Genomic DNA, 23,170 nt, shown 5'->3' with positions numbered 1-23,170 from the left:
GTTCAACGATGCGGCCGCGCCCCGGTTACGGAACGCGGTCGACGGGCGAGGGGTCGGGCATCGTTCGGCGGTGCGACCGGTCCCGTTCGGCCGTACCGGTGAGTGATCGTTCGACCACCCTCCGCGACAGCCCCGGCCGATGTGCGCGGGAGGGGGCGGCCCGGGGATCGCCACCGAGCCCGGTGCGCCGCGGCTGTCCCGCCCGGGCGTGCGCCGTGTCCATGACCGTGAGCACCGATCGTCCGGCGATCACCGGCTCGATCCCGGCCGGGACCCGGGACGTCGCCAGCCGCGCGGTCCTGGCGACGAACAATGCCTCCTCCACGCCGGCGAGCCGGCGGGGATCGCTGCTGCTCACGAGGTGGCCGTACGCCGCAACCGGCTCCATCCCCGCCCGGCGGACGAGCTCGACCGCGTGCGCGACCCGCCCCCGGGCTCCGTCGGCCACCTGGACGGTCATCACGTGTCCGGGCCGGACGATGCTCTCCGGCCGGGACCCCGGATCGGCGAGCGCCCGGAAGGTCGTGGCGCGAGCACCGGCCGAGATCCCGGTGCCGGTCCCGACCGCGTCGACCGAGATCCCGAACCGGGTCCCGTCGTCCTCGCCGCGCTCGTCGACGGGCGACATCGGGATCCGGAGCCGCCGCACCGTCGTGGCCGGCATCGCCGCACAGAGGAACCCGCAGGTCATCCGGATCATGCGGCCCACCGAACCGGTGTCCGCCGTCCGGCCCGCGAGCACCAGCAGGGCCACGTCCGCCACCGGGTCCACGACCAGCACCGGCTCACCGTCGGCCAGCGCGGCGACCGCGCAGGGGCCGGTCGGCGGAACCTCGATCCGGTCAGCCACTGCTCGTCCCCAGGTAGGCGGCGAGGCGGTCGCGGAGCCCGGGGCGGGTCAGCGAGGCGACGAGCGCGTCCATGTCGGACGCGTCCTCGATCGCCGACGCCGGATCGGTCCGGTCGAGCGCTGCCGCCAGCGCGGTCGTGTCGATGCCGGTCGTCGAGCGCACCAGCCGGAGCGCCTCCCGGTTCTGCTCCTCGCGAGCCAGCACCTCCGTCGCGAGCCCGTGCCGGTGTGCGGTCACGGCGTCGATCTCGCGGGACTCCGACAGCCAGGTCCGCGCGGTACCCGTGCCGACGACCGCCGCGAGGTGCCGGGTCCCGAGCACGACGCCGAATCCGAGGCCGGGGAACCTCAGCGTCGTGCCCGGGTCGACGAGGCGGTGGGTGCAGGACGCGACGATGTCGGCCCCGGCGCCGACCGCCTTGCCGCCGACACAGGCGATCGTCAGGTAGCGGGACCGGCGCAGCCGCCGCAGCAGCTGCTCGATCCGGACGAACCGCCGCAGCAGGTCGCCGTCGCTCTGCTCGAGTGCCTGCGACATGTCGAACCCGGCACAGAAGTGCCTGCCGGATCCGTTGACGACCACCCCGCGGGCCCGGCGCTCGTCCGCGACGTCCAGTGCGGCGTGCAGTTCCTCGACGGTCGATGCGTCGAGCGCGTTCGCCCGCCGGGGCCTGTCGATCGAGACCGTGACGACCTCGGCGTCGTACTCGACCCGGACCCTCGGCTCGCCCCCGGCATCCGCGGGCTGGTTCTCACGCACGGGGGTGCTCATGGATCCACTCCTTCAGCACCTCGTCGTGGTGTTCGTCGAGGCGTGGCGGGGCCCCCATCTCCGCAGTGTGGCCGGACACCGCCACCGGGAAGGCGACACCGCTCGTCGCGACCCCGTTGGGCAGCGGCAGCGGCCGGACCAGGTTCATGGCCTCGACGTGCGGGTCGGCCAGGATCTCGGAGAAGGTGTTGATCGGCGCGCAGGGCACCCCGGCGTCCTCGAACGCGGCGAGCCAGTCGGCGGCGTCACGCGATCGCAGCCGCCCGTCCACGTCCGCGGTGAGCGCGTCCTGGTTGCGGGCCCGCAGCTCCTGGGTCAGGTAGCGCGGGTCGTCGACGAGTTCCGCCATGCCGACGACGTCGCAGAACCGCCGCCACAGGTCGCTGTTCCCCGCGGCGACCACGAAGCTCTTGTCCGCGGCCCGGAACGCCCGGTAGGGCGCGTTGCGCGGATGCGCCGAGCCGAGCCGGCCCGGGTCGCGTCCCGTCCCGAAGTACTCGCTGGTCTGCAGCGCCGAGATCCCGAGCAGGGTGCCCAGCATCGAACAGTCGATGTGCGCGCCCACGCCGGTCTGCGAGGCACGCCGGACGGCGGCGGTGATGGTGTAGGCCGCGTAGAGACCGGCCACGAAGTCCCCGACCGGGACCCCGCACTTGACCGGTTCGCCGTCGGCCTCGCCGGTGACGCTCATCAGTCCGGAGACGGCCTGGACCGTCACGTCGAAGGCCCCGTGCCGCGCGTAGGGCCCGGTCTGCCCGTACCCGGAGATCGAGCAGTAGACGACGGCCGGGTTGACCTCGGCGAGGGCGTCGTAGCCGAGCCCCAGCCGATCGAGGACGCCGGCGCGGTAGTTCTCGACGACGACGTCGGAATGCCGCACCAGATCGAGGACGGTGTCGCGGTCCGCCGCGTCCTTCAGATCGAGCGCGATGCTGCGCTTGTTCCGGTTGACCGAGGCGAAGTTGCCGCTGTACCGGTCGTCGTCCTGCTCGCCCATCAGCGGTGGCCACAACCGCATCCCGTCGCCCTCGCCCCGCCGCTCGATCTTCACGACGTCCGCACCCAGGTCGGCGAGCAGTGAACCGGCGAACGGGCCCGCGGCGATCTGGCCGAACTCCAGGACGCGCAGGCCGTCGAGCGGAGCCCCGTTCATCGGGCCGGACCCTCGCGCAGCCCGGCCTCGATCATCAACGGGATCACCCGCTCGCCGAAGAGCTGCAGGTCCGGCAGGTAGTCGAAGAAGTTGACCTGCATGCCGTCGCAGCCGGCGTCATGCAGCTTCTGGAACCATTCGACGATCTGTTCGGGCGTACCCACCAGGTGCACGTTACCGCCGACCACCCACTGCTTCCGGCTGTGCCCGCGCCAGGACCTGTTGTCACCACCGGTGAAGGCGGCGACGAAGTTGTCGGCGGCAACCGTGTCCTCGTTGTCGAGGATCGCCTGGTAGGCGGCCCAGGCCTCCTCCTCGGTCTCCCGGCAGATGACGTGCGGGTTGATCACGGTGCGGACCTCCCGCCCGCGGGCCCTGGCCAGGTCCTTGATCTTCTTGTTGTGCGCGGGCAGGGACTCGACCGCCTGGTGCGGGTCCGCACCGCCCGGGCTCGTGATGAAGATCAGGTCCGAGAACTCGGCGGCGTAGTCCAGCCCGGCCGACGACGACGCCGCGTTGACCAGGACCGGGCGGCCGTGCATCGGCTTCGGGAGGATGTGCGCATCGGTCATCGACCAGTGCTTCCCGTTCAGCGTGACGTTGTCGTCGCTGGCCCAGAGGGTCTTCATCATCTCGGTGAACTCGGCCGCCATGGAGTACCGCAGGTCGTGCTCGATCGGTTCCAGGCCGAACATCCGGTACTCACTGGGCTTGTAGCCGGTGACCACGTTGAGGCCCCAGCGCCCGCCGGAGATGTGGTCGATGCAGGCGCCGTACTTCGCCAGGTGCACCGGGTGCCAGCCGTAGAGGACGTGCACGGTGCTGATCAGCATGATCCGGGACGTCTCGGCCGCGAGCGCCGCCGAACTGATCAGCGGATCGAGTTCGTGCTCCCGGAAATGCGAACTACCACCGTATCCACCCTTGCCGAGCCATTGCCCGAGACCGAAGGCGAGATCGAATCCGTATCGTTCGGCCTCCTTCGTGCACATACTGTTGTACTCGTACGACCACGAGGTGTCGCGAGGGGCCGTCGACGGGCTCCACGCTCCTTCCTGCAGTGGCAGGAAGAGCCCGAGGATCAGCTTGTTCCGCATGGCCTCGCCGAGCGGTGAGCTCGCGTCGACTACCGATTCCACTTCTGCGCCTCTCGTCATGTCTGGTCCTTTCGATACACGCCTCGTCCCGGGATCATCGGGCGGCTTTCATGCGGCGAGGCTGCGGCTGCGCCCCCGGAAGAACACGAGCGGATCACCGTCGGCGTGGGCCGCCCGGTGGACGCGGCCGATGAAGATCGTGTGATCGCCGGTGACGTGCGAGTCCTCGACCGAGCACTCGAACCGGCCCAGGGAGCCCTCGAGTACCGGCGAGCCGAGGCACCCACTGCGGAACGGCGATCGCTGGAACTTGTCGTCGGCCCGGCCGGAGAACGTGGAGCACAGCTCCCGGCCCCGCTCGTCGTCGGAGAGGATGTTGATGGCGAAGCTGCCCGACCGCTCGATCGCGACACGCGTACGGGACGTCTCGGCGAGCGAGATCAGCATCAACGGCGGCTGCAGACTCAGGCTCATGACCGCATTCGCCGCACATCCGTGCGGAACGCCGTCGACAGCACAGGTGATGATCGTGATTCCGGTCGCGAAAGTCCCCGCGACCTCCCGGAGAATTCTCGGGTCGACCCCGGCATCCGACGGGACCGAACGGAGCGATTCCGACACGTTTGACACATCTCCTCCCCTGCATCGGCGAGTACGACCGCGAACGAACCGCGATTATCGGAGCAGTAACGGTCCGCGCGATTGTGATGTAGATTTCCAGCCCCAGAGGGTCGGTGTCATCGGAGACATCGCACGATCCGGAAGGCGGCGGTTGTGACGACATCTCAACAGGACCCGGCAGGAGATTTTGAGAGCATCGGTCGCTATGTCACCAGGACGATCTGCGACGAGAACGTCGACTACTCGGTGCTCGACACCTCCGTACTGGCCGACGTCGTCGAGACCAACGTGCACAACGCCCGGATCTACACCCACGCGATCCTCGACCGCCGCAAGCCGACCAGCGACGATCTGGCCGCGCTGGCCGCAGCAGCACGCCGGCGGGTCCACCAGGGCGTCACCCTGGAGGCGATGCTGCGGGCGTACCGGATCGGGGCCCGGGCGATGTGGGCCGATCTCAGCACCCGGCGGCCGGACATCGACCAGTCGGTGCTGACCGACTGGACGCTGCGCTACATCGACTGGGTCAGCAGCGAGGCCGAGCGGGCCTACCTGCGCGAACGGGATCAGCTGGTCGACTCCCGCCACGAGACGATCCGGCTGCTGATCTCACGGCTGATCGAGGACGACTTCCCGTCGCCCCGGGATCGGGACGACGCGGCGCGCACCCTGGGTCTGGACTCGTCGGCACCGCACGTGGCCGTCCTCATCGGACCGACCGGCGGCAGCGGAGGCTCCGTCGACGAGCTGCTCCAGGCGGTGCAGCAGGAGATCCGCCGGGCCGTCCCGGGAGCGGTGGCGGTACTGCTGCGCCGCGGCACGGTCGTGGTCGTTCCCGGCACCGGCACCACCGGGATCGAGCAGGCCGTCCGTCGATGCGTGACCCGGGTGACCGACCGGGCGGGGATCATCAGCGCCGGGGTGGGGCGCCCCGCCACCAGCCTCGCGGGGCTCGGGACCGCGGTCCACGAGGCCGAGCGGGCCAAGGCCCTGGGCGAGATCCTGCAACCCGACGGCTGGGTCCACCGGTACGAGGAGATGAGCTTCTTCGATCTCTTCCGGCACGGCGACCCGGTGGACTCGTTCGTCGAGACGGTCCTCGGGGATCATCTCGACGGCGCCGAGAGCACCGGTCGGATCGACGTCATCAGGACCCTCTACGTCTACTTCACCGTCGGGATGAACCGCCGGGTCGCGGCGTCGCGGCTGGGGATCCACCCCAACACCCTCGACTACCGCCTGCGGCAGGCCTCCAAGACCGCGGGCGTCGACCTGACCTCGTCCGAGAACTCGTTCCGGTACCAGCTGGCGGTCCGGCTGCTGCCCATCTGCTCGTCGAGCTCGCGCCTGTACGACCGGATCGGCCCGGCCGGAACGCGGCTCACCGACGACCGGACGAGGACCGCAGAGCGCACCTGATCAGGGCTTCCGCGGGCGCCGGCGGAGTCGCCGTCGATGGCCACACCGCGCGCAGGACCCGGGTGAGGTCGATCCCGTCGGTCGGCACCTCGACGAGCACCCCGGCGGCGAGATCCGCGGCGACGATCAGCTCGCTCAGCACGGCAGGCCCGCCGGCGTCGAGGACGGTGCTGCGGATCGCCGCGCTGGAGCCCAGCTCCAGCAGCGGCGCCACCAGCCGCGATCCTGCCCGGCTCGCCGCGTGCTCGAGGGTCTCCCGGGTGCCCGATCCCCGTTCCCGGCTGATCACCGGTGTCGCGGCCAGCTCGGTCACGTCGACCGGCCGGCGGCGACGGGCCCACGGATGCCGCCGGGACACCACCAGGACCAGCCGGTCACGGGCGACGACCCGCGAACGCAGCCCCTTGATCATGGTGGGTGACTCGATGAAGCCCACGTCGACGAGCTGGTCGCGGGTCAGCTCACAGACCCGCATCGAGTTCATCACCTGCAGCCCGACGTGCAGCTCCGGCAGCGACCTGCGCAGCTTCCCCAGCCATCCGGGGAGCAGATGCTCGGCGACGGTCAGGCTCGCCGCGACGGTGAGCTGCCCCGCGGCCTCGCGCCGCAGAGCCTCCACCCCGTCGGTCAGCACCGTCAGCTCGTCGAGGACCCGGCCGGCCCATCCGGTGACGAGCTCACCGGCGTCGGTCAGTGCCGACCCGCGGCGGCTGCGATCGAGCAGCCGCACCCCCAGCTCGCGTTCGAGCGCCGTGATCCGCTTGCTGACGGCCGGCTGGCTGACACCCGCGTCGTGCGCCGCCGCGCCGATGCTGCCTCGCTTCGCCACCTGCACCAGGAGCTGCAGCGATGACACGTCGGGGAGCCTTTCCATTCCCACATGTTATGACGTGCCAGGGTTTCCGGGGCTACCGCGTGGTCCGGTGGCGGTCGAGTGTTCTGGTCATGACTGCATCGGATCCATCGACGGAGCTGAGTGGTCGCCTCCTCCCGACCTCGCGGCGCCTGTTGCCGGGGCTGGCCCTCATCGCCGCCGGCACCGCAGTCGCCTGGGGGGTCAACTCGGCACTGCCGGCGGTCAGCGCGCTCACCGCCGCGGTCGTCCTCGGGGTGATCGCCGGGCAGTGGCTCCCCGAGTCGACCCGCACCGGCATCGGGTGGGCGACGAAGCGATTCCTCCGGGTCGGGGTCGTGCTGCTGGGGCTCCAACTCGGTCTGGCACAGGTCTTCGGACTCGGTATCGGCATCGTCGCCGCCGTCGTGGCCACCGTGCTGATCACGTTCGTCGGCACCCTGGCACTGGGGCGCCTGCTCGGTGTGTCACGCGGTCTGTCCCTGATGGTGGCGACGGGTTTCTCGATCTGCGGGGCGTCGGCCATCGCCGCGATGGACAGCGTCACCGACACCAGACGGGAGGACGTCGCGACGGGCGTCGCACTGGTGACGCTCTACGGCAGTGCCGCCATCGCCCTGGTCCCGCTGCTGGGGACGACCTTCGGGCTCGGCCCGGAGGGGCTCGGATCCTGGGCCGGGCTCAGCGTCCACGAGGTCGCACAGGTGGTGGCCGCGGCGTCGCCCGCCGGGGCGGCAGCGGTGTCGATCGCGGTGATCGTCAAGCTGACCCGCGTCGTGTTGCTCGCACCGATGGTGGCCGGGGTCGGCCTCGTCGAGCGGCGCCGTCGCGACGTGGTCGCCGGGAAGCGGCCCCCGTTGATCCCGCTGTTCGTGCTCGGGTTCCTGGCCATGATGCTCGTCCGCAGTTCGGGACACGTCCCCGCATCGGTTCTGACCGTGGTTCAGGTGGTGACGACCCTGCTGTTCGCGGCGGCGCTGTTCGGGTTGGGCACCGGTGTGCGGCTCGGGCAGCTCGTCCGTTCCGGTGGCCGCGGCCTGATCCTCGGCGCCCTGTCCACGGTTCTGATCGCGGCCGTCGGTTACGGCTCACTCGCACTCGTGGGTGCCCTCTGATCGGGGCCGTCGCCCACCGGCGGTACCCGGCGCACACGATCGTCCCCGACGAGCAGTCAGCTCCGCCGGCTCCGGGGGCCGTCCTCCCGGCACAGCTGCACCGCGACCAGGGCGGCCACCGTGACGAAGCCGGCCCCGACGAGCAGCGCCGCCCCGTAGCCGCGGTCGAGCACCGGCAGCACCGACAACGGACCGAGGATCTGCCCGACGCTGTACCCGGTCGTGAGCAGCGGCATCGCGACGGCCACCCCGGTGCTGTCCCCGATCCGGGCGGCCATCCCGGTGATGGCCAGGAAGGTCCCGCCGAACAGGACGGCGCCGGTGACCGCCATGACCGGTATCGGCCACAGGGCGGGCAGCGCGATACCGACCGCCTGGAGCATCAGGGCCGCCACCAGCAGCAGTGGCAGCCGCACGCCCTGGCCGAGGCGGGTCCACAGCACCGTCGACACCGCCGCGGCGATCCCGACGATCGCCCACACCCCGCTGCCGGCGCCCGCGGTCCCGACCGAGGCGATCATCGCGGGCAGGAAGGTGCCGGCGATGATGTAGCCCAGCCCTTCCAGCGAGTAGACGACGAGCAGCACGACGAACACGCGCCGCCGTCCGGAGCAGCCGTCCGGCACCGGCGAGGACTCCGGGGCGGCGGCGGGGCCCGGGACGCGCACCGACCAGGCCACCGCCGCGAGGACGCCGGCCAGTGCGGCCGACAGGTACCACGCGTTCGTCCAGGAGGCGGAGTCCGGCAACACGTGCAGGACGCCGCCGGACAGGGCGATCCCGGCGCCCACGCCTCCGACGCCCCAGCCCAGCAGGTACCCGGACTCCCCGCGCAGGGCCCGTGCCATCGACGACACGGCGATCACGAAGACCACCGCGCTCGCCGTGCCGCCCAGGGTCCGCAGGGCGATCCAGAGCTCGGGTGCGGCGGTCAGCGGCATCAGCGCCAGCGAGGCCACGACGACCACGAGCCCACCGCGCAGCGTCCGGCGTGACCACAACAGTCCCGGCACCACGACGCCCGCGAGCGCCCCGGCCAGGTACCCGGCGTAGTTGCTCGTCGCCAGCACGGCGCCGAGCTCGTCCGAGAGCCCGGCCTGCGCGTGCATGATCGGCAGGATCGGCGTGTAGACGAACCGGCCGACCCCCATCGCCCCCGCCAGGGCAGCGGCCATCTGCAGGGCGAAGAGCACCGGGCGGTCCGACGGCGACGACCTGGACCGTCGAGCGATCATGCCCGGCCTCTCCGGTGCCGGGCCGGGCCCGGCACCCGGGCGACATGGTGCCGGGCCGTCATCGCGCCACCTCACATACCGAACAGCGGGGGCAGGAAGGTGATGCCCAGCCCGAAGATGACGATCCCCACGAACATGATCACGGCCGTGTAGCCGAGGATGTCGCGGGCCTTGAGCCCGGTGAGGCCGAGCAGCGGGAGCGCCCAGAACGGCTGCAGCATGTTCGTCACCTGGTCGCCGTACTGGTGTGCCATCACGACGACACCACTCGACACCCCCAGCGAACGGCCTGCCTCGATCAGGATGGGCCCCTGCACCGCCCACTGGCCACCCGCGGACGGGATCAGGAAGTTGACGACCGCGGCGCTCATGAACGCGAGCAGCGGGAACGTCGACGGCGTCGAGACCTGGAGCATGCCCCGCGCGATCATGTCGACGAGCCCGGATCCGGCCAGCATGCCGAGCATGCCGGCGTAGAACGGGAACTGGACGACGATCCCGCCGATCGAGCTCAGGGCCCCGGTGATCGCCCGGACGTAGGCCATCGGCGTGCGGTACAGCACGAGACCGATCATCAGGAAGATGAAGTTGACCATGTTGATGTCCAGCGAGAAGTTCGACGTGATCAGCAGGTACCCCACGTACATCGTCCCGGCCGCCACGATCGGGACGATCACCCACGGGCTGTGCTCGAGCCGCCGGACCAGGTAACCGGGCTCGCTGCGGGTCCGCTTCAGCTCGGCCGTCGTGATCGCCGTTCCGCCCCCGCCCCCGCCCCCGCCGCCGTAGGTCCCGGTCCCCCCGTCGAGGTCGGACTCGATACCGACCGACCGCTCCGGTGGCGGCGTCATGCCGCGCAGGACGAACGGGACCACCGCCAGGTAGATCGCGACGAGGATCAGGTTGTACGGCGACAGAATGGTCTGCGACAGCGGCACGATGCCGATGACGTCCTGCAGGAAGTGGCCCTCGGTGTTGACCAGCAGCGCGGCAGTCGACGAGAAGCCGGCCGAGTGGATGCTCAGCCCCATGTACCCGGCGGCCACGGCGAGCGCGTAGTGCACCCGGATGCCGCGCGATGCGGCACTGCGCACCACCGCGATCGCCATCACCGCGCCGACGACCAGACCCAGGCCCCAGTTCAGGAAGCCGGCGATCAGCGAGCTCAGGGCGATCAGGAAGATGGCCTGGCGGGCGTTCTGAGGTCGAGCCGCGATGCGCTCCAGGACCCGCTTCAGGATCGGCGACTGAGCCAGGACGTACCCGGTCAGCAGCACCAAACTCATCTGCATCATGAAATCGAGCAGGCTCCAGAAGCCCTCGTACCAGTAGTCGATCATCTCGATCGGCCCTGTCGAAGTGAACAGGACTCCCGCCAGATACACCGAAAGGGAGAGCACGATCGCGAAGATGAACGCGTCGGGCATCAGCCGGGTCACCAGACCCGACGACGCTCTTCCCAACTTCTGCAGCATGCGATTTCTCCTCGCCGGGCGCGGTGGACACGGCCTTTCAGGGCGTCGATCCACCTCATCGTCCGATCACGTATCCTGTCCACAACACGCAGATCCGCTGTCGTGGCGACATTCCTGAAGTTGCCACCGGCGAACCCGTACGGCGCGTCCACCGACCCGCCGGGACATGCTCATCGAGCGGGTCGAACCCCTGCTCACCAGCGATCACACCACGGGCGGCAGGTACCGGACACACCGGCGAACATCGCAGGATCGACTACGGTGTCGCTAATTCCCCTGGTGTCCCGGGCCTTCTCCCGGGTTCGTTCGCCTGCATATTCGGTACTCCGCTCGGACAGACGATTCCAGGCCATCGCGCACGATGTCATCGTGGACATCACACCATCTGGCGAGCGGCACTTGTGACGACGTCGCAACTTCGGGCGGCCACCACTGCGACAACGGCCTCGGCCGGGAAGCCCGCGCCGTAGGGCGTCGTGATCTCGTCATCCTGTCGCCGGCGGGACGGCGGCAGCCGGGCGGGCCCGGGCGGAAGACAGCGAGCCCGCCGGCGCCGATCTCATCGCCGTCGTCTGCCGGACCGACCGCGCGACCAACTCCCCGCGGATCGAATTCCGCGACGTGCGGGTACCGGTGGGCAACATGATCGGGCAGCCCGGCGACGGCATGGAGATCGTGAAGAGCGTGTTCTCCTGGACGTGCGCGCCGATCGGAGCCGCCTGCGTCGGGCGGATGCGGGCGGCGTTCGACTACGCCTACGAGTTCGCCAGGACCGACACCCGCTCCGGCCCGCACCTGGTCATCGAGTACCAGAACGCCGGCTACATGCTCGCCGACATCAAGATCCGGATCGAAGCGGCGCGTTACCTGTCCTGGAAGGCCGCCGACCACTTCGACAAGACCGGCGGCAAGGACCGCGAGCTCGCCAACATCACCAAGGTCTACGCCTCGGAACAGTCGGTCCAGGTCGTCTACGACGCCATGCGGCTGGTCGGCGTCGACGCCTACACCGACAAGACCCCGATCAGCGGCATCATGCAGGACGTCCTGTGCTTCCCGGTCTACGACGGCGGGAACATGGGCGTCCGGCGCCGGCAGCTGCACGAGATGCTGATGCAGCCCTCCTACGACCCGCTCGCCCTCGCGGAGAACCGGCTGTCCCTGGGCTGACCGGCAGAGTCGTACAGGTCCGGCCGTCACTCCGCACGTGAGACGGTACGGCTCGAGGTGACGACGGTGCCGCTACCTCGCCAGCGCCGCCCGGGCCCGCTCCACCACCGACTCCGGGGCGACATCGAGGGATCCGGCCGCGTAGGGCGGCTCGGGGGCGTACTCGATGATCAGCTGGACCATCTGGGCCACGTCGTCACCGGCGATCCTTCCCGCCAGCATGAGTGACATGTCGATCCCCGCGGAGACCCCGGCGCCGCTGACGTAGTGGCCGTCGACGACCACGCGGTCGTGCACGGGGATCGCGCCGAACCGCGCGAGAACCTCCATCGCCGCCCAGTGCGTCGTCGCCCGCCGGCCCCGCAGCAAGCCGGCCGCGGCGAGGATCGGCGCGCCCGTGCACACCGACGTGGTCCACGTGCTCGTGCGGTCCACGGCGCGGAGCCACTCGTGCAGCTTCCCGTCGTCGAGCTGTAGACGCGATCCCGGACCGCCGCCGACCAGGACGATGTCGGGGTTCGTCACCTCGTCCAGCGTCGCTTCCGGGCTGACCACGAGGCTCCGCTGATCGTTGCGGACCAGACCGGGATCCTCGGCGACGAAGACGACCTCCGCACCGGGCAGCCGCCCGAGGACCTCGTAGGGCCCGACCACGTCGAGCGCGGTGAAGTCCGGATAGAGAACGATGGCGATCTGCACGACGGGGCTCCTTCGAGCGCTGGTGGACCTGCCGGCCCCAGGCTGCCACCGCACACTTCCCGCCAGCAATGACGAGGCGCGCCGTGCCGCCTCGGCCCGGGGCGCCGCACCGGGCTCCGTGATCACCCCACCGGATCGCGCAGGATGGTGCGCAGCTGCTCCTGCGGGGTGCTCGCGGTGAACGGGTCCAGGTGGATCTCATGATGCGCGCCGACCCGTCGTAGCCCGTGCCCCGCGGCCGAGGCCCCCAGCCGCGCGAGCGTGTCGATCTCGTCGGCGAACCGCCCGTGGTGCATGACCTGCACGACCAGCCGATCGGGCAGGTCGAACAGCTCCACCTGCTCGCCGTCGCCGTGGGTCGCCCGGAGGGCCGCGCCGAACTCCTGCCCGGTGGTCGACGGGTCGATCTGCGCCAGGACCCGGTACTCGAGCATGTCGAGCGGGTTGACCCAGTAGAAGTCCGCGATCCCGACCGGCACCGCGTCGCCGGGGTACCAGTACAGGAGCTCTACGACGTCCGCCGCCTCGGCCACCTGCCGGGCAGGGGGCAGCGCGCCGACGATCGCGCGGACGAGCTCCTTCTTCCGGTAGAAGGCCTCGGTACCGGGCCGGCCCCGCCCTCGGATCGAGACGAAGGTGGTGTGCGGGGCCCGAACCAGCTCCGGCTCGTCCGCGGCACCGAGATGGGGCGTGCGCGGCACGGTCGTGGGATCGGCGCTCATGGCTCTCCTTCTTCCTGCGTACCGCCACCGGTGATGACGGGGTCCGAGCTGCCGCCGGCCTCCGGCGGCGGACCGCGACGCGACCCTACGCACGGTTCCGGACGGTTCCTGTCCGGGATCGACACCTATGCTCCGTCGTTGTGCTCAGCGCCTCGCACCGCCTGCTCCAGCTGCTCTCGGTGCTCTCGACCCGGCCGGAGTGGACCGGGGCCGAGCTCGCCGCCCGGCTCGATGTCCACGAGCGGACCGTCCGCCGTGACGTCGTCAAGCTCCGTGAGCTCGGGTACGGCGTCGAGGCGGTGACGGGACCGCTGGGCGGCTACCGCCTCGGGGCCGGCTCGCAGATGCCACCGCTCAACCTCGACGACGACGAGGCGCTCGCCACCGCCGTCGCACTGCGCCGGTTGGCCTGGGAGCACCCCGACGGCGAAGGGCAGTCGGCGCTGACCGCCCTGCTGAAGCTGCAGCGATCGCTGCCGCGCAGGGCGGCGGAGTCGCTCGGGCGCTTCGACTCCGTGATCACCCGGGCCGGTGGGCTACCGGAGGCGCACGGCGAGGTGGCTCTCCCGGTTCTGACCGCACTCGCCGCCGCCTGCCGAGCGCGCGATCGCATCCGGTTCCGCTACCGGGATCGCCGCGGCAACGACGGCCGGCGTGCGGTGGAGCCCGCGGGCCTGGTCCGTACCGCGCACCGGTGGTACCTGGCCGCGTGGGATCTCGACCGGGACGACTGGCGCGTCTTCCGCGCGGACCGCATCACCGACGTCGCCGTGACCGGGCCGGCCGGGCCGCCACGGCGGGAGGTGGACGCCACCGCGCTCGTCGAGGCCGCGATCACCAGCACCCCCTACGAGGTCTACGCCGACGTCGAGCTCCACCGCCCGGTCGACGAGGTCCGTGCACTCGTTCCGGCCACGATCGCCTCGCACGTCCCGGACGGTCCACACCGGACCGCAACTAGGCTCGGCGGTCCCGATGCGCGGTGGATCGCCGACTACCTCGTCCGGCTCGGGGTGCCGTTCCGAGTGCTCGGTCCGGCCGAGGTACGGGAGCTCGTGGTCACCCGGTTGCAGGATCTGTTGACCCTCCAGGCTTCCGCTGCGGCCGACGATCCGGGGTGAGTCGGACCGGCGCGGACACCCGCGGCGGCCCGGTCCGGCCCGATGCTCCGCGCGCCCGGCTCGGGCACCGGAAGCCGGTCCGGCCACGGCGGGCCGGCAGAACATCGTGACGCGGCCGACAGCGCCGACGGCCGGATTCCGGCCGGTTCCTGTCCGGGTAGCGGCCTACCGTCGCGCTCCCGGAACATCAGGAGGAACCATGACCGACGAGACCGGCCTGATCGACGCCCGCACCCGTGCCCGCGAGGTGCGGGCGCTCTACGAACAGCTCGAACAGCGACTGCTGGGCCGCACCTGGACACTGCCGGAGCTGGCGGTCGGGTTCACCAACGATGCGGCCTACGTCGGCCGGCTCGCGCTGGCCGCGGAGCGCACCTGGGACATCGACGGCGACACCGACGCCGAGCTGCACCACAAGCTGGCCGAGTGCCTGTGGTGGGTGTTCGTGCTGGCCGACCGGCTCGGCGTCGACGCCCCCGAGGCCTACGCGTCCACGATGGACCGGATCGGCGCGGACCTGAGCCGGGCGGTGGCCGCCGGCTGACCGGGCCCGCGGTGGCGCTGCCGGATCCCTCGACCCGGCTCATCTCCGACCGGCGGACGACCTCGTCACGTCCTCGTCAACACGTCAAAACCTGTTGACATGTTGGGCTGTCGCTCATAGGTTCGTCGGCATTCCCGGATGTGAGGAGCACCTCCCGATGGCGATTCCGCCCCCCGACGCCGAGCAGCTCGCAGCGATTAACTCCCAGCACGCGTTCGGGCTGTCCGAGGCCGAGCTCGCCGAGTTCGGACCCGCGGTCACCGCGACCCTGAGCGCCCCGGACCGGGTCGAGGAGCTCTACCGGGCATCCGCCCCACACACCCCCGAACGCGACTGGTCCGAACCCGCCGACAACCCACTAGGCGGCTGGTACGTCACCACCTCGATACCCCCCACCACCGACGGCCCACTCACCGGACGAACCGTCGCCCTCAAGGACAACATCGCCCTGGCCGGGGTCCCGATGACCAACGGATCCGCCACCGTCGAAGGATTCATCCCCCGCCGCGACGCCACCGTCGCCACCCGGCTGCTCGCCGCCGGCGCCACCATCACCGGCAAAGCCGTCTGCGAAGACCTCTGCTTCTCCGGCGCCAGCTTCACCTCCCGCCCCTGGCCGGTACGCAACCCCTGGGACCTCACCCGCGTCGCCGGCGGCTCCTCCAGCGGCAGCGCCGCACTCGTCGCCGCCGGCACCGTCGACCTGGCCATCGGCGGCGACCAGGGCGGATCGATCCGCATCCCCAGCGCCTTCTGCGGCACCGTCGGACACAAACCCACCCACGGCCTGGTCCCCTACACCGGCGCCTTCCCCATCGAAGCCACCATCGACCACCTCGGACCGATCACCCGCACCGTCACCGACGCCGCACTCATGCTCGGCGTCCTCGCCGGCATCGACGGCCTCGACGCCCGCCAACCCAGCTCCCTGGACCCGATCGACTACCTCGCGGCACTCCAGACCCCCACCACCGGACTCCGGATCGGGATCGTCACCGAAGGCTTCGCCCGCCCCGAATCCGATCTCGCCGTCGACGACACCGTGCACGCCGCGATCACCGCCCTCACCCGGGCCGGCCTGACCGCAGAACAGGTCTCCATCCCCTGGCACCTCGACGGCATGGCGATCTGGAACGTCATCGCCACCGAAGGCGCCGCCCACCAGATGATCAGCGGCAACGCCTACGGCATGAACTACCCCGGCCTCTACGACCCCGAACTCATCGCCCACTACGCACGCCAACGCCGCACCCGCGGCGCCGAACTGTCCAAAACCGTCAAACTCGTCGGACTCTCCGGCAGCTACACCGCAGAACACGGTGGCGGCTCCTACTACGCCATGGCCCGCAACCTCGCCCTCGACCTGCGCGCCGCCTACGACCACGCCCTGAACAGCTACGACGTGCTCGTCATGCCCACCCTGCCCTACACCGCACCCGAACTGATCGGCCTCGACGCCGACCTCGACACCTACCTGCCCACCGCACTCGGGATGGTCGGTAACTGCGCCCCGTTCGACGTCACCGGACACCCCGCCGCCAGCGTGCCCGCCGGACTCGTCAACGGCCTGCCCACCGGTCTGATGATCATCGGCCGGCGCTTCGACGACGCCACCGTGCTGCGCGTCGCGCACACCTTCGAGCAGGCCGTCGGCGGCTTCCCCGGCCCGCCTGCCCACGCCGCTGCGGTCGGCGCAGCCCGATCGTCCCTGTCCGGCGTCGGGAGGTGAGGCCGAACCCGTCACCCCCGCGAGCCGGGCTCGCACCCCATCTCCCCGCCGAACGAGTACCGACGACGATCCCGAAGGAGCACACGTGACGCTCGCCGCCCACCAGAACCGCACCGGCCTGCCCGAGCAGGCCCCCGCCGACGACCGAGCCTGGGCGCTGAAGAACGCGCTGGAGGCCAAGGGGCTCATCCCCGCCGGCTTCAACGAGGGCTGGAAGAAGACCTTCGAGGAGGACTACACCCCACGCCGGGGTGCCGAGCTCGTCGCCCGGGCGTGGACCGATCCCGAGTTCCGCGAGCTGCTGCTCTCCGACGGGACCGCGGCCGTCGCCCGGTACGGCTACCTCGGCGCCCAGGGCGAGTACATCCGCGCCCTGGCCGACACCCCCACGGTCAAGAACGTCATCGTCTGTTCACTGTGCTCGTGCACCGCCTGGCCGATCCTGGGCCTGCCGCCCACCTGGTACAAGGGCTTCGAGTACCGCGCACGCGTGGTGCGCGAGCCCCGCAGGGTGCTGGCGGAGCTGGGCACGACGATCCCCGACGACGTCGAGATCAAGGTCTACGACACCACCGCCGAGACCCGGTACATGGTCCTGCCGATGCGGCCCGCGGGGACCGAGGGCTGGGACGCCGAGCGACTGGCGAACATCGTCACCAAGGACTGTCTGATCGGTGTCGCGCTGCCATCGGCCGACGTGGTCGTCGAGCACCCCAACACCTGAGCGAACGGAGGACACCCCCATGGACGGCGTTCACGACCTCGCGGGCAAGCAGGGCTTCGGTCCGGTTCCGCACACCGCCAACGGCCCGATCGGCGACACCTTCAAGTACGACTGGGAGCACCTGGGCTACAGCCTGCTGTTCCTCGGCGTGACCAACGGTTACTTCACCCTCGACGAGGTACGCCACGCGGTCGAGCGGATCGAGCCGAAGCACTACCTGACCACCCCGTACTACGAGCGCTACATCATCGGTGCGGCGACGCTCATGGTCGAGAAGGGCGTGCTCACCCACGACGAACTGGAGGCCGCGACCGGCGGGCCCTTCCCGCTCGCGCTCCCGGTGACCTCACCCGGTCGTCCGGCCCGGGAGAACCGGGAGACGTTCGAGGTCGGCGACAAGGTCCGGGTGACCGGCGACCACTTCGCCGGGCACGTCCGCTACCCGGCGTTCTGCCGGGGCAAGGTCGGCACGGTGCAGCACCGCACCGGTATGACCTGGCCGTTCCCCGACGCCGCCGGTCACGGTCGCAGTGACGGCGGCGCGGAGCCGAGCTACCACGTCGAGTTCGACGGCGCGGAGCTCTTCGGCGACGACACCGATGCCGGTGCGGTGGTCGTCGACCTGTTCGAGGGCTACCTCGAGCGCGTCGCCTGACCCACCGTTCCCCTCCGGGCGGGCCCGCACCGACGGGCCCGCCCGGCCGTCCGACCCCACCACCACGGTCGCCGGCCGGCGACGAGAGGACCGACGATGACCGACACCCGCCTTCCCGTCACCGTCCTGTCAGGCTTCCTCGGAGCGGGCAAGACCACCCTGCTCAACCACGTGCTGAACAACCGCGACGGCCGCCGGGTCGCGGTGATCGTCAACGACATGAGCGAGATCAACATCGACGGCTCGGAGATCGCCCGCGAGGTCGAGCTCAGCCGTTCCGAGGAACGCCTGGTCGAGATGACCAACGGGTGCATCTGCTGCACCCTGCGCGACGACCTGCTCGGCGAGATCACCCGCCTCGCGCGGGAGGGGCGGTTCGACTACCTCCTGATCGAGTCCTCCGGCATCTCCGAGCCGCTCCCGGTCGCGGAGACGTTCACCTTCGTCGACCCCGCCGGTGGCGCGCTCGACGACATCGCCCGGCTCGACACCATGGTCACCGTCGTCGACGGCGTGAACTTCCTGCGGGACTTCCGGGCCGGCCGCCGGGTGGACGCCGACTCCCCCGACGACCGTCGTGACCTCTCCGATCTGCTGGTCGACCAGGTCGAGTTCGCCGATGTCATCCTGATCAGCAAGACCGATCTGATGCTCGACGGGCAGGTCGCCGAGCTCACCGAGATCCTGCGCCGGCTCAACGCCGTCGCCGAGATCATCCCGATGTCCGAGGGCCGTGCGCCGCTGGACCGCATCCTGGACACGGGGCTGTTCTCCCTCGAACGCGCCGCCACCGCACCCGGCTGGCTGCAGGAGATCAACGGCGAACACGTCCCGGAGACCGAGGAGTACGGCGTCGCCTCGCACCTGTACCGGGCCCGCGCACCGTTCCACCCGGAACGCCTGCACGACGTCCTCACCCGGGAATGGACCAACGGGCGGCTGCTCCGGGCGAAGGGCTACTTCTGGAACGCCGCCCGGATCACCGACATCGGCAGCATCTCCCAAGCCGGTCACCTCATCCGGCACGGCTACATCGGCCACTGGTGGCGGTTCCTGCCCGCCGAGGTCTGGCCGCAGGACTACCGCCGCGAGGCGATCACCGCGAACTGGGACGACACCGTCGGCGACTGCCGCCAGGAGCTGGTCTTCATCGGCCAGGGGATCGACCGCGACACGCTGTTCGCCGAGCTGGACGCCTGCCTGCTGACCGACGCCGAGATCGGCCTCGGGCCCGACGGCTGGGACGCACTGCCCGACCCGCTCGGTACCGGCGAGATCGACGTCGCCGCCGCGGCGGGAGCCGGACGACTCCCTGCCGGGCTCTGACATGGCGCCGGTCCGGTGACCGCCGCCGAGGATCGGGCGGTGGGCGTGGCCTTCGACGCGCTCGCCGACCCCACCCGCCGGAACATCCTCTGCATGCTGACCGACGGTGCGGAGTGCTCCGCGGGTGAGATCGCGACCCAGGCGCCGGCCGTCACCCGCACCACCGTGTCCGCGCACCTGCGGATCCTGCGCACCGCCGGGCTCGTCAACGAACGACGGGCCGGCCGGAACCGCTACTACTCGCTCGACGCCGACGGGCCGGCGGGCACCGTGATGACCACCCTCGACCGGATCTTCGGCTCCGCCTCGCCCGCACCGGAGCCGAGCGGTCCGGGACCGGCCGCGCGCGAGCGGGGCGACCGGCCGTGAGGTTCGCAGCACGAACCCCGTCGTCGGTGCAGGCTCCGACTACCGGGGGCGAACCCGTCCGCTCACACACCCCCCGGCGACGGCCCAGCCGGTTAACCTCGGCCCATGAGCGCCAAGGCCGACTCCCGGCTCGCCGAGTTCCTGCGACGGGTGCTGGCGGCCGGCAACGACACCACACCGGCCGAGGTGGTCTTCGGGCCGGGTGAGGTGACGGAGCTGCAGGAGTCGATGGCGCAGCAGTTCGCGGCCGACGTCCGCGAGCTCGGCTACGTCGAGCCGGTCGGCGGAGCCGAGGGCGATCCGGGCCGGGTGCAGCTCACCGAACAGGGACGCGCTTGGCTGGACGACTACGACGGCCGGTCGCGGACGCTGCACCCGCGGTTCTCCTCGTAGACCGGCTCGCGGCTCTCTCCTTCGTTCGGCACGCCGCGCACCGGTGCGGGGTTCCGGGGACGTCACGCCCGGGACCCGACCGCGGGAGCTGCTTCCGGATCCGGCAGCGCTGCCCAGAAGTTCTTCAGGGCTTCGGCGACCGGCGCTCGCCCGCGTCATGGGCAGGGCAGACGAACCATCCGTGTCCCGCGCATGGAGCGACAGTTGTTGCGGTCGTCGCGGACCCGCTCGGCGGCTTCTGTGGATCTCGCGGAAGGGCCCTTCCGCTACCGGCCGGACGGGAGACCGTCACCGCATGGCGGAGATACGCCGTAGCGACTCGGTGAGCACCGTCGCCGAATCCACCTCGAGCGCGACGTCCACGCTCGGACCAACACCGGTCCCGGATGTGGTCCTGCCTCGTTCCGGCCCCAGCGTGCAGTCCACGCTGATCGGCTGCGGAGTGACCGCCAGCGTCCCCGGGGCGACGACCTCGATCATCGCCAGCATGTCGTGCAGAACGACGGCGTCCTGACCGTATCGCTCACGGAACACCTCCCGGTACAGGTCGGCGGTCCGAACCAGCGTGGCACACCGCGGCCCCGCCGAGGAAAGCATGTCCAGCCATTCCGCACCCGCCCAGCAACTCATGGTCATGTCGAGCGGAACGAGCGTGACCGGAACCTCCGACTGCGCCAGCACGCGGTGGGCGGCCTCCGGATCGGCATAGATGTTGAACTCACCGGCACCGCGCGTGTTCCCCAGTCCGAGCGAACCGCCCATGGCGACGATGCGCCCGATCTTCGGCGCCAGTTCCGGATGGATCGCCAGGAGCAGTGCGATGTTGGTCATGGGGCCGAGGACGGCGATCGTGACCGGTATGGGTGACCGGCGGAGGATCTCGGCCTTGACGGAGAGGGCGGTGTGCTGCCCGATCGCGTCGACGTTCGGGTAGTCGCGGGAGCGGAGACCGAGACCGTCCTCGCCGTGCCAGTCGGGGGCGACCTCGGCCTGCTCATGGATGAGGGGGCGGGCCGCTCCGGGCGCCGTCGGAACGTCCGCCCGTCCGGCGAGAGCCAGGATGCGCTGCACGTTGGCGGCGGTCCTGGCGAGCGACACGTTGCCGTAGGTGGCGGTCACCGCAAGAATCTCGACCTCGGGGCTGTGCAGGGCCAACGCAATGGCGAAGGCATCGTCCACGCCGGGGTCGGTGTCGATGATCAGTGGGATTCGTTCGGCCACTCCGGCTCCTTCGTCACCGCCGTCAACGCTTCGTGTGTCTCATCGAGCAATCGCAGCGGCACCCCGGCGATCTGCTCTCCACGACTTGATTCCCGCCCGGCCCAGTTCCCGCCTACTCGTCGGCAGAACACCGGCAGTGGCGCGAACTGCTCGTCGCACCCGACGGCGATGGCGCGACACACCGGACATCCGACCATTCACCTAGAACGCGTGGTTCTTTCCACCGAAGACCTCACTGACCGAGTCGTCGGTGAATATGCGGCGAATGGAATTGGCAAGCAGTGGCGCACACGAGATCACGTGGACGTTGTCCGGCGCCCCGGGCCGGAGCGGGATCGTGTCGGTGACGACGATGCGCTCGAACGGTGCCGATCGTAGGTTCTCGAACGCCCGGCCACTGAACACGGCATGCGTCGCAGCGGCGAACACTCGCGAAGCACCGGCTTCCATCACCGCCTCGCCTGCCGCGCGAAGCGTGCCCGCGGTGTCGATCATGTCGTCGACGACGATCGCGGTCTTTCCCGCTACGTCACCGATGACGTGTCCGATCTCGGCGACCTGCTGCTCCGGCCGATCCTTGTCCAGGATTGCCAGGTCAGCGCCGATCCTGATGGCGAACTGCTTGTTGAGCTTGACCCGGCCGGCGTCCGGAGCGACGACCACCAGCTCGCCGTCGAGCTCCGCGAAGTGATCCGCCAGCATCATCAGCGCGGTCATGTGGTCGATCGGGCGCTGTGAGAACCCTTGCAGCTGCCCGGCGTGCAGATCCATCGTCAGGACGCGATCGACGCCGGCCGACTCGAGCATCCGCGCGACAAGTCGTGCGGAGATCGGCTCACGCGGCGCCGACTTCTTGTCCTGTCTCGAATACCCGTACCACGGGGTCACCGCGATGACCCGGTGCGCACTCGCACCGACCGCGGCGTCGATCATCACAAGCAGTTCGACCAGTGAGTCGTTGGCGTTCAACCCCTCGTCGGGATTGCCACACATCGGCTGGATCAGGAAGACATCGGCACCGCGGATCGACTCGTTGAACCGGCAATACACCTCGCCGTTGGAGAAGGTCTTCAACGTGACCGGCCCGAGATCGACCCCGAGCTGACCGCTGATCTCCTTGGCAAGGGCCGGATTCGACCGCCCGCCGAACAGCATGAGTCGCTTACTGTACCCGAGCGGCAGACTGGTCGGTGTGGAGGACGGTGAAAAGGAACCGGTCCGGTTCTTCTCGGTGGTCATGACACGGACTCCGAACGAATAGTGGTGGACTGCTCCAACAGGGAGCGCCCCAGGGTGTAGGCCGCACGGATGTCGTCGCCGTCGTAGACGACAGCCGCGCTGGACCGCAACGATTCCTGACAGTTCACCCCGACGGTGTTGTGCAGATGCTCGAACAACAGCACGTCGGAGGTGGAGTCGCCGTAGGCGACACAGCGGGACTCACAGACGCCCAGTTCGGCCAGCACCGACCGGGTGATGTCGACCTTGTGTCGAGCGGTCAGCAGCGACCACTGGTCGGGACTCATGTGCGGGCCGACCAGCGAGCCGAAGGTCCGATGAGCCCCCCACCCCCGTAGCCGGCCGACGAAGAAGTGCGGCGACTGCGAGATGACGATGCTGTGTTCGCCACGGCGGTCGATGTCGGCGAACACCTCCCGGACTCCTGCGATCCAGCCGGCGTTGTCGAACGCCTCGTCGATGTCCGACTCGGTCGCTGTCGACCAGAGCGGAAGCATCTGCTCCCAGAAGCCGGTCTCGGTGATCTCACCCCGGACCCAGCCGGCCTCGATCGCGTTCGCCTCGTCGAACGTTCCGAGGTGGCGCGAGAGCTCAACCGAGGCGGCCCCGTGAAGCAGCGTGCCGTCCATGTCGAACACGTGAAGGCCGGTCATGAGTGGCAGGACTCC

The 23,170-nt window shown here is 70.3% G+C and carries 24 protein-coding genes; 11 read left to right on the top strand and 13 right to left on the bottom strand.

What is annotated here, in order from left to right:
- Positions 1 to 25 precede the first annotated feature (25 nt).
- Genes Pdca_RS10495 through Pdca_RS10475 form a run of 5 tightly spaced genes read right to left on the bottom strand, consistent with a single transcriptional unit; the run spans position 26 to position 4,493 of the window.
- On the bottom strand, positions 26 to 850 hold the full coding sequence (locus tag Pdca_RS10495) for a 3,4-dihydroxy-2-butanone-4-phosphate synthase (protein ID WP_085916023.1): 825 nt from the start codon (positions 848 to 850) through the stop codon (positions 26 to 28).
- Positions 843 to 1,622, bottom strand: a complete 780-nt coding sequence (locus tag Pdca_RS10490; RefSeq protein WP_085916022.1) for an enoyl-CoA hydratase/isomerase family protein — start codon at positions 1,620 to 1,622, stop codon at positions 843 to 845. The genes Pdca_RS10495 and Pdca_RS10490 overlap by 8 nt, the downstream gene beginning before the upstream one ends.
- Entirely contained in the window at positions 1,603 to 2,775 is a 1,173-nt protein-coding gene (locus Pdca_RS10485) for a CaiB/BaiF CoA transferase family protein (RefSeq protein ID WP_085916021.1), read from the bottom strand. Before Pdca_RS10485 ends, Pdca_RS10490 begins: the two co-directional genes overlap by 20 nt.
- The gene (locus tag Pdca_RS10480; RefSeq protein ID WP_085916020.1) at positions 2,772 to 3,932 is read right to left on the bottom strand and encodes an LLM class flavin-dependent oxidoreductase; all 1,161 of its coding nucleotides are present in this window, start codon (positions 3,930 to 3,932) and stop codon (positions 2,772 to 2,774) included. Before Pdca_RS10480 ends, Pdca_RS10485 begins: the two co-directional genes overlap by 4 nt.
- 48 nt (positions 3,933 to 3,980) lie before the next feature.
- On the bottom strand, positions 3,981 to 4,493 hold the full coding sequence (locus Pdca_RS10475) for a flavin reductase family protein (RefSeq protein WP_158092323.1): 513 nt from the start codon (positions 4,491 to 4,493) through the stop codon (positions 3,981 to 3,983).
- Positions 4,494 to 4,646: 153 nt separating this feature from the next.
- Between Pdca_RS10475 and Pdca_RS10470 the strand changes: the two genes are divergently transcribed.
- The gene (locus Pdca_RS10470) at positions 4,647 to 5,912 is read left to right on the top strand and encodes a PucR family transcriptional regulator (protein WP_125911353.1); all 1,266 of its coding nucleotides are present in this window, start codon (positions 4,647 to 4,649) and stop codon (positions 5,910 to 5,912) included.
- Here the strand turns inward: Pdca_RS10470 and Pdca_RS10465 are convergent.
- Positions 5,875 to 6,786 carry a LysR family transcriptional regulator gene (locus tag Pdca_RS10465; RefSeq protein WP_085916017.1) on the bottom strand — a complete coding sequence of 304 codons (912 nt, stop codon included), beginning with the start codon at positions 6,784 to 6,786 and terminating at the stop codon, positions 5,875 to 5,877. The genes Pdca_RS10470 and Pdca_RS10465 overlap by 38 nt on opposite strands.
- A gap of 71 nt (positions 6,787 to 6,857) precedes the next feature.
- Between Pdca_RS10465 and Pdca_RS10460 the strand changes: the two genes are divergently transcribed.
- Positions 6,858 to 7,880, top strand: coding sequence for a YeiH family protein (locus Pdca_RS10460; protein ID WP_085916016.1), 1,023 nt, complete (start codon positions 6,858 to 6,860; stop codon positions 7,878 to 7,880).
- Between the two features lie 56 nt (positions 7,881 to 7,936).
- Here the strand turns inward: Pdca_RS10460 and Pdca_RS10455 are convergent, their stop codons facing one another.
- Positions 7,937 to 9,073 carry a YbfB/YjiJ family MFS transporter gene (locus Pdca_RS10455; RefSeq protein WP_232021505.1) on the bottom strand — a complete coding sequence of 379 codons (1,137 nt, stop codon included), beginning with the start codon at positions 9,071 to 9,073 and terminating at the stop codon, positions 7,937 to 7,939.
- Positions 9,074 to 9,186: 113 nt separating this feature from the next.
- Positions 9,187 to 10,590: a short-chain fatty acid transporter gene (locus Pdca_RS10450; protein ID WP_085916014.1), complete on the bottom strand. Its 1,404-nt coding sequence runs from the start codon at positions 10,588 to 10,590 to the stop codon at positions 9,187 to 9,189.
- A 621-nt stretch (positions 10,591 to 11,211) separates the two neighbouring features.
- Here Pdca_RS10450 and Pdca_RS10445 point away from each other — a divergent pair.
- Positions 11,212 to 11,760 (top strand): acyl-CoA dehydrogenase family protein, encoded by a 549-nt coding sequence (locus Pdca_RS10445; protein ID WP_197719964.1) that lies wholly within the window; start codon positions 11,212 to 11,214, stop codon positions 11,758 to 11,760.
- A 72-nt stretch (positions 11,761 to 11,832) separates the two neighbouring features.
- On the opposite strand, the gene Pdca_RS10440 is transcribed toward Pdca_RS10445, so the two are convergent.
- Entirely contained in the window at positions 11,833 to 12,459 is a 627-nt protein-coding gene (locus Pdca_RS10440; RefSeq protein ID WP_085916013.1) for a DJ-1/PfpI family protein, read from the bottom strand.
- Positions 12,460 to 12,581: 122 nt separating this feature from the next.
- Entirely contained in the window at positions 12,582 to 13,181 is a 600-nt protein-coding gene (locus Pdca_RS10435) for a GyrI-like domain-containing protein (protein ID WP_085916012.1), read from the bottom strand.
- A 140-nt stretch (positions 13,182 to 13,321) separates the two neighbouring features.
- Here Pdca_RS10435 and Pdca_RS10430 point away from each other — a divergent pair, with 140 nt between their 5' ends.
- The 8 genes from Pdca_RS10430 (at position 13,322) to Pdca_RS10395 (ending at position 20,042) form a co-directional block, all read left to right on the top strand.
- Positions 13,322 to 14,302 (top strand): helix-turn-helix transcriptional regulator, encoded by a 981-nt coding sequence (locus tag Pdca_RS10430; protein ID WP_085916011.1) that lies wholly within the window; start codon positions 13,322 to 13,324, stop codon positions 14,300 to 14,302.
- A gap of 199 nt (positions 14,303 to 14,501) precedes the next feature.
- Positions 14,502 to 14,846 (top strand): nucleoside triphosphate pyrophosphohydrolase family protein, encoded by a 345-nt coding sequence (locus Pdca_RS10425; protein WP_085916010.1) that lies wholly within the window; start codon positions 14,502 to 14,504, stop codon positions 14,844 to 14,846.
- Between the two features lie 157 nt (positions 14,847 to 15,003).
- The gene (locus Pdca_RS10420; RefSeq protein ID WP_085916009.1) at positions 15,004 to 16,575 is read left to right on the top strand and encodes an amidase; all 1,572 of its coding nucleotides are present in this window, start codon (positions 15,004 to 15,006) and stop codon (positions 16,573 to 16,575) included.
- Between the two features lie 85 nt (positions 16,576 to 16,660).
- A complete protein-coding gene (gene nthA, locus Pdca_RS10415; protein WP_085916008.1) occupies positions 16,661 to 17,299 on the top strand; it encodes a nitrile hydratase subunit alpha in 639 nt (212 codons plus the stop codon).
- A gap of 19 nt (positions 17,300 to 17,318) precedes the next feature.
- Positions 17,319 to 17,954 carry a nitrile hydratase subunit beta gene (gene nthB / locus Pdca_RS10410; RefSeq protein ID WP_085916007.1) on the top strand — a complete coding sequence of 212 codons (636 nt, stop codon included), beginning with the start codon at positions 17,319 to 17,321 and terminating at the stop codon, positions 17,952 to 17,954.
- A gap of 96 nt (positions 17,955 to 18,050) precedes the next feature.
- Complete coding sequence (locus Pdca_RS10405; RefSeq protein WP_085916006.1) at positions 18,051 to 19,280, top strand: GTP-binding protein; 1,230 nt, start codon at positions 18,051 to 18,053, stop codon at positions 19,278 to 19,280.
- A 39-nt stretch (positions 19,281 to 19,319) separates the two neighbouring features.
- Positions 19,320 to 19,649, top strand: coding sequence for an ArsR/SmtB family transcription factor (locus tag Pdca_RS10400; RefSeq protein ID WP_232021504.1), 330 nt, complete (start codon positions 19,320 to 19,322; stop codon positions 19,647 to 19,649).
- A 105-nt stretch (positions 19,650 to 19,754) separates the two neighbouring features.
- Positions 19,755 to 20,042 carry a hypothetical protein gene (locus Pdca_RS10395; RefSeq protein WP_085916005.1) on the top strand — a complete coding sequence of 96 codons (288 nt, stop codon included), beginning with the start codon at positions 19,755 to 19,757 and terminating at the stop codon, positions 20,040 to 20,042.
- Between the two features lie 288 nt (positions 20,043 to 20,330).
- Here the strand turns inward: Pdca_RS10395 and Pdca_RS10390 are convergent, their stop codons facing one another.
- The 3 genes from Pdca_RS10390 to Pdca_RS10380 form a co-directional block, all read right to left on the bottom strand.
- Positions 20,331 to 21,263 carry a nucleoside hydrolase gene (locus Pdca_RS10390; RefSeq protein ID WP_232021503.1) on the bottom strand — a complete coding sequence of 311 codons (933 nt, stop codon included), beginning with the start codon at positions 21,261 to 21,263 and terminating at the stop codon, positions 20,331 to 20,333.
- A 201-nt stretch (positions 21,264 to 21,464) separates the two neighbouring features.
- On the bottom strand, positions 21,465 to 22,502 hold the full coding sequence (locus Pdca_RS10385; protein WP_232021502.1) for a ribose-phosphate diphosphokinase: 1,038 nt from the start codon (positions 22,500 to 22,502) through the stop codon (positions 21,465 to 21,467).
- On the bottom strand, positions 22,499 to 23,155 hold the full coding sequence (locus Pdca_RS10380) for an HAD family hydrolase (protein WP_085916003.1): 657 nt from the start codon (positions 23,153 to 23,155) through the stop codon (positions 22,499 to 22,501). The genes Pdca_RS10385 and Pdca_RS10380 overlap by 4 nt, the downstream gene beginning before the upstream one ends.
- Between the last annotated feature and the right edge of the window lie 15 nt (positions 23,156 to 23,170).

The organism is Pseudonocardia autotrophica (assembly GCF_003945385.1).
GTDB lineage: Bacteria > Actinomycetota > Actinomycetes > Mycobacteriales > Pseudonocardiaceae > Pseudonocardia > Pseudonocardia autotrophica.
Note: the sequence above shows the minus strand (reverse complement) of the source record. Positions and strands in the feature narration are given on the sequence as shown.

Excerpts from the sequence above, each read along its gene's own strand:
- Pdca_RS10490 (WP_085916022.1), bottom strand. The coding sequence starts at position 1,622 with ATGAGCACCCCCGTGCGTGAGAACCAGCCCGCGGATGCCGGGGGCGAG.
- Pdca_RS10485 (WP_085916021.1), bottom strand. The coding sequence starts at position 2,775 with ATGAACGGGGCTCCGCTCGACGGCCTGCGCGTCCTGGAGTTCGGCCAG.
- Pdca_RS10480 (WP_085916020.1), bottom strand. The coding sequence starts at position 3,932 with ATGACGAGAGGCGCAGAAGTGGAATCGGTAGTCGACGCGAGCTCACCG.
- Pdca_RS10465 (WP_085916017.1), bottom strand. The coding sequence starts at position 6,786 with ATGGAAAGGCTCCCCGACGTGTCATCGCTGCAGCTCCTGGTGCAGGTG.
- Pdca_RS10460 (WP_085916016.1), top strand. The coding sequence starts at position 6,858 with ATGACTGCATCGGATCCATCGACGGAGCTGAGTGGTCGCCTCCTCCCG.
- Pdca_RS10450 (WP_085916014.1), bottom strand. The coding sequence starts at position 10,590 with ATGCTGCAGAAGTTGGGAAGAGCGTCGTCGGGTCTGGTGACCCGGCTG.
- Pdca_RS10435 (WP_085916012.1), bottom strand. The coding sequence starts at position 13,181 with ATGAGCGCCGATCCCACGACCGTGCCGCGCACGCCCCATCTCGGTGCC.
- Pdca_RS10425 (WP_085916010.1), top strand. The coding sequence starts at position 14,502 with ATGACCGACGAGACCGGCCTGATCGACGCCCGCACCCGTGCCCGCGAG.
- Pdca_RS10420 (WP_085916009.1), top strand. The coding sequence starts at position 15,004 with ATGGCGATTCCGCCCCCCGACGCCGAGCAGCTCGCAGCGATTAACTCC.
- nthB (WP_085916007.1), top strand. The coding sequence starts at position 17,319 with ATGGACGGCGTTCACGACCTCGCGGGCAAGCAGGGCTTCGGTCCGGTT.
- Pdca_RS10405 (WP_085916006.1), top strand. The coding sequence starts at position 18,051 with ATGACCGACACCCGCCTTCCCGTCACCGTCCTGTCAGGCTTCCTCGGA.
- Pdca_RS10395 (WP_085916005.1), top strand. The coding sequence starts at position 19,755 with ATGAGCGCCAAGGCCGACTCCCGGCTCGCCGAGTTCCTGCGACGGGTG.
- Pdca_RS10385 (WP_232021502.1), bottom strand. The coding sequence starts at position 22,502 with ATGACCACCGAGAAGAACCGGACCGGTTCCTTTTCACCGTCCTCCACA.
- Pdca_RS10380 (WP_085916003.1), bottom strand. The coding sequence starts at position 23,155 with ATGACCGGCCTTCACGTGTTCGACATGGACGGCACGCTGCTTCACGGG.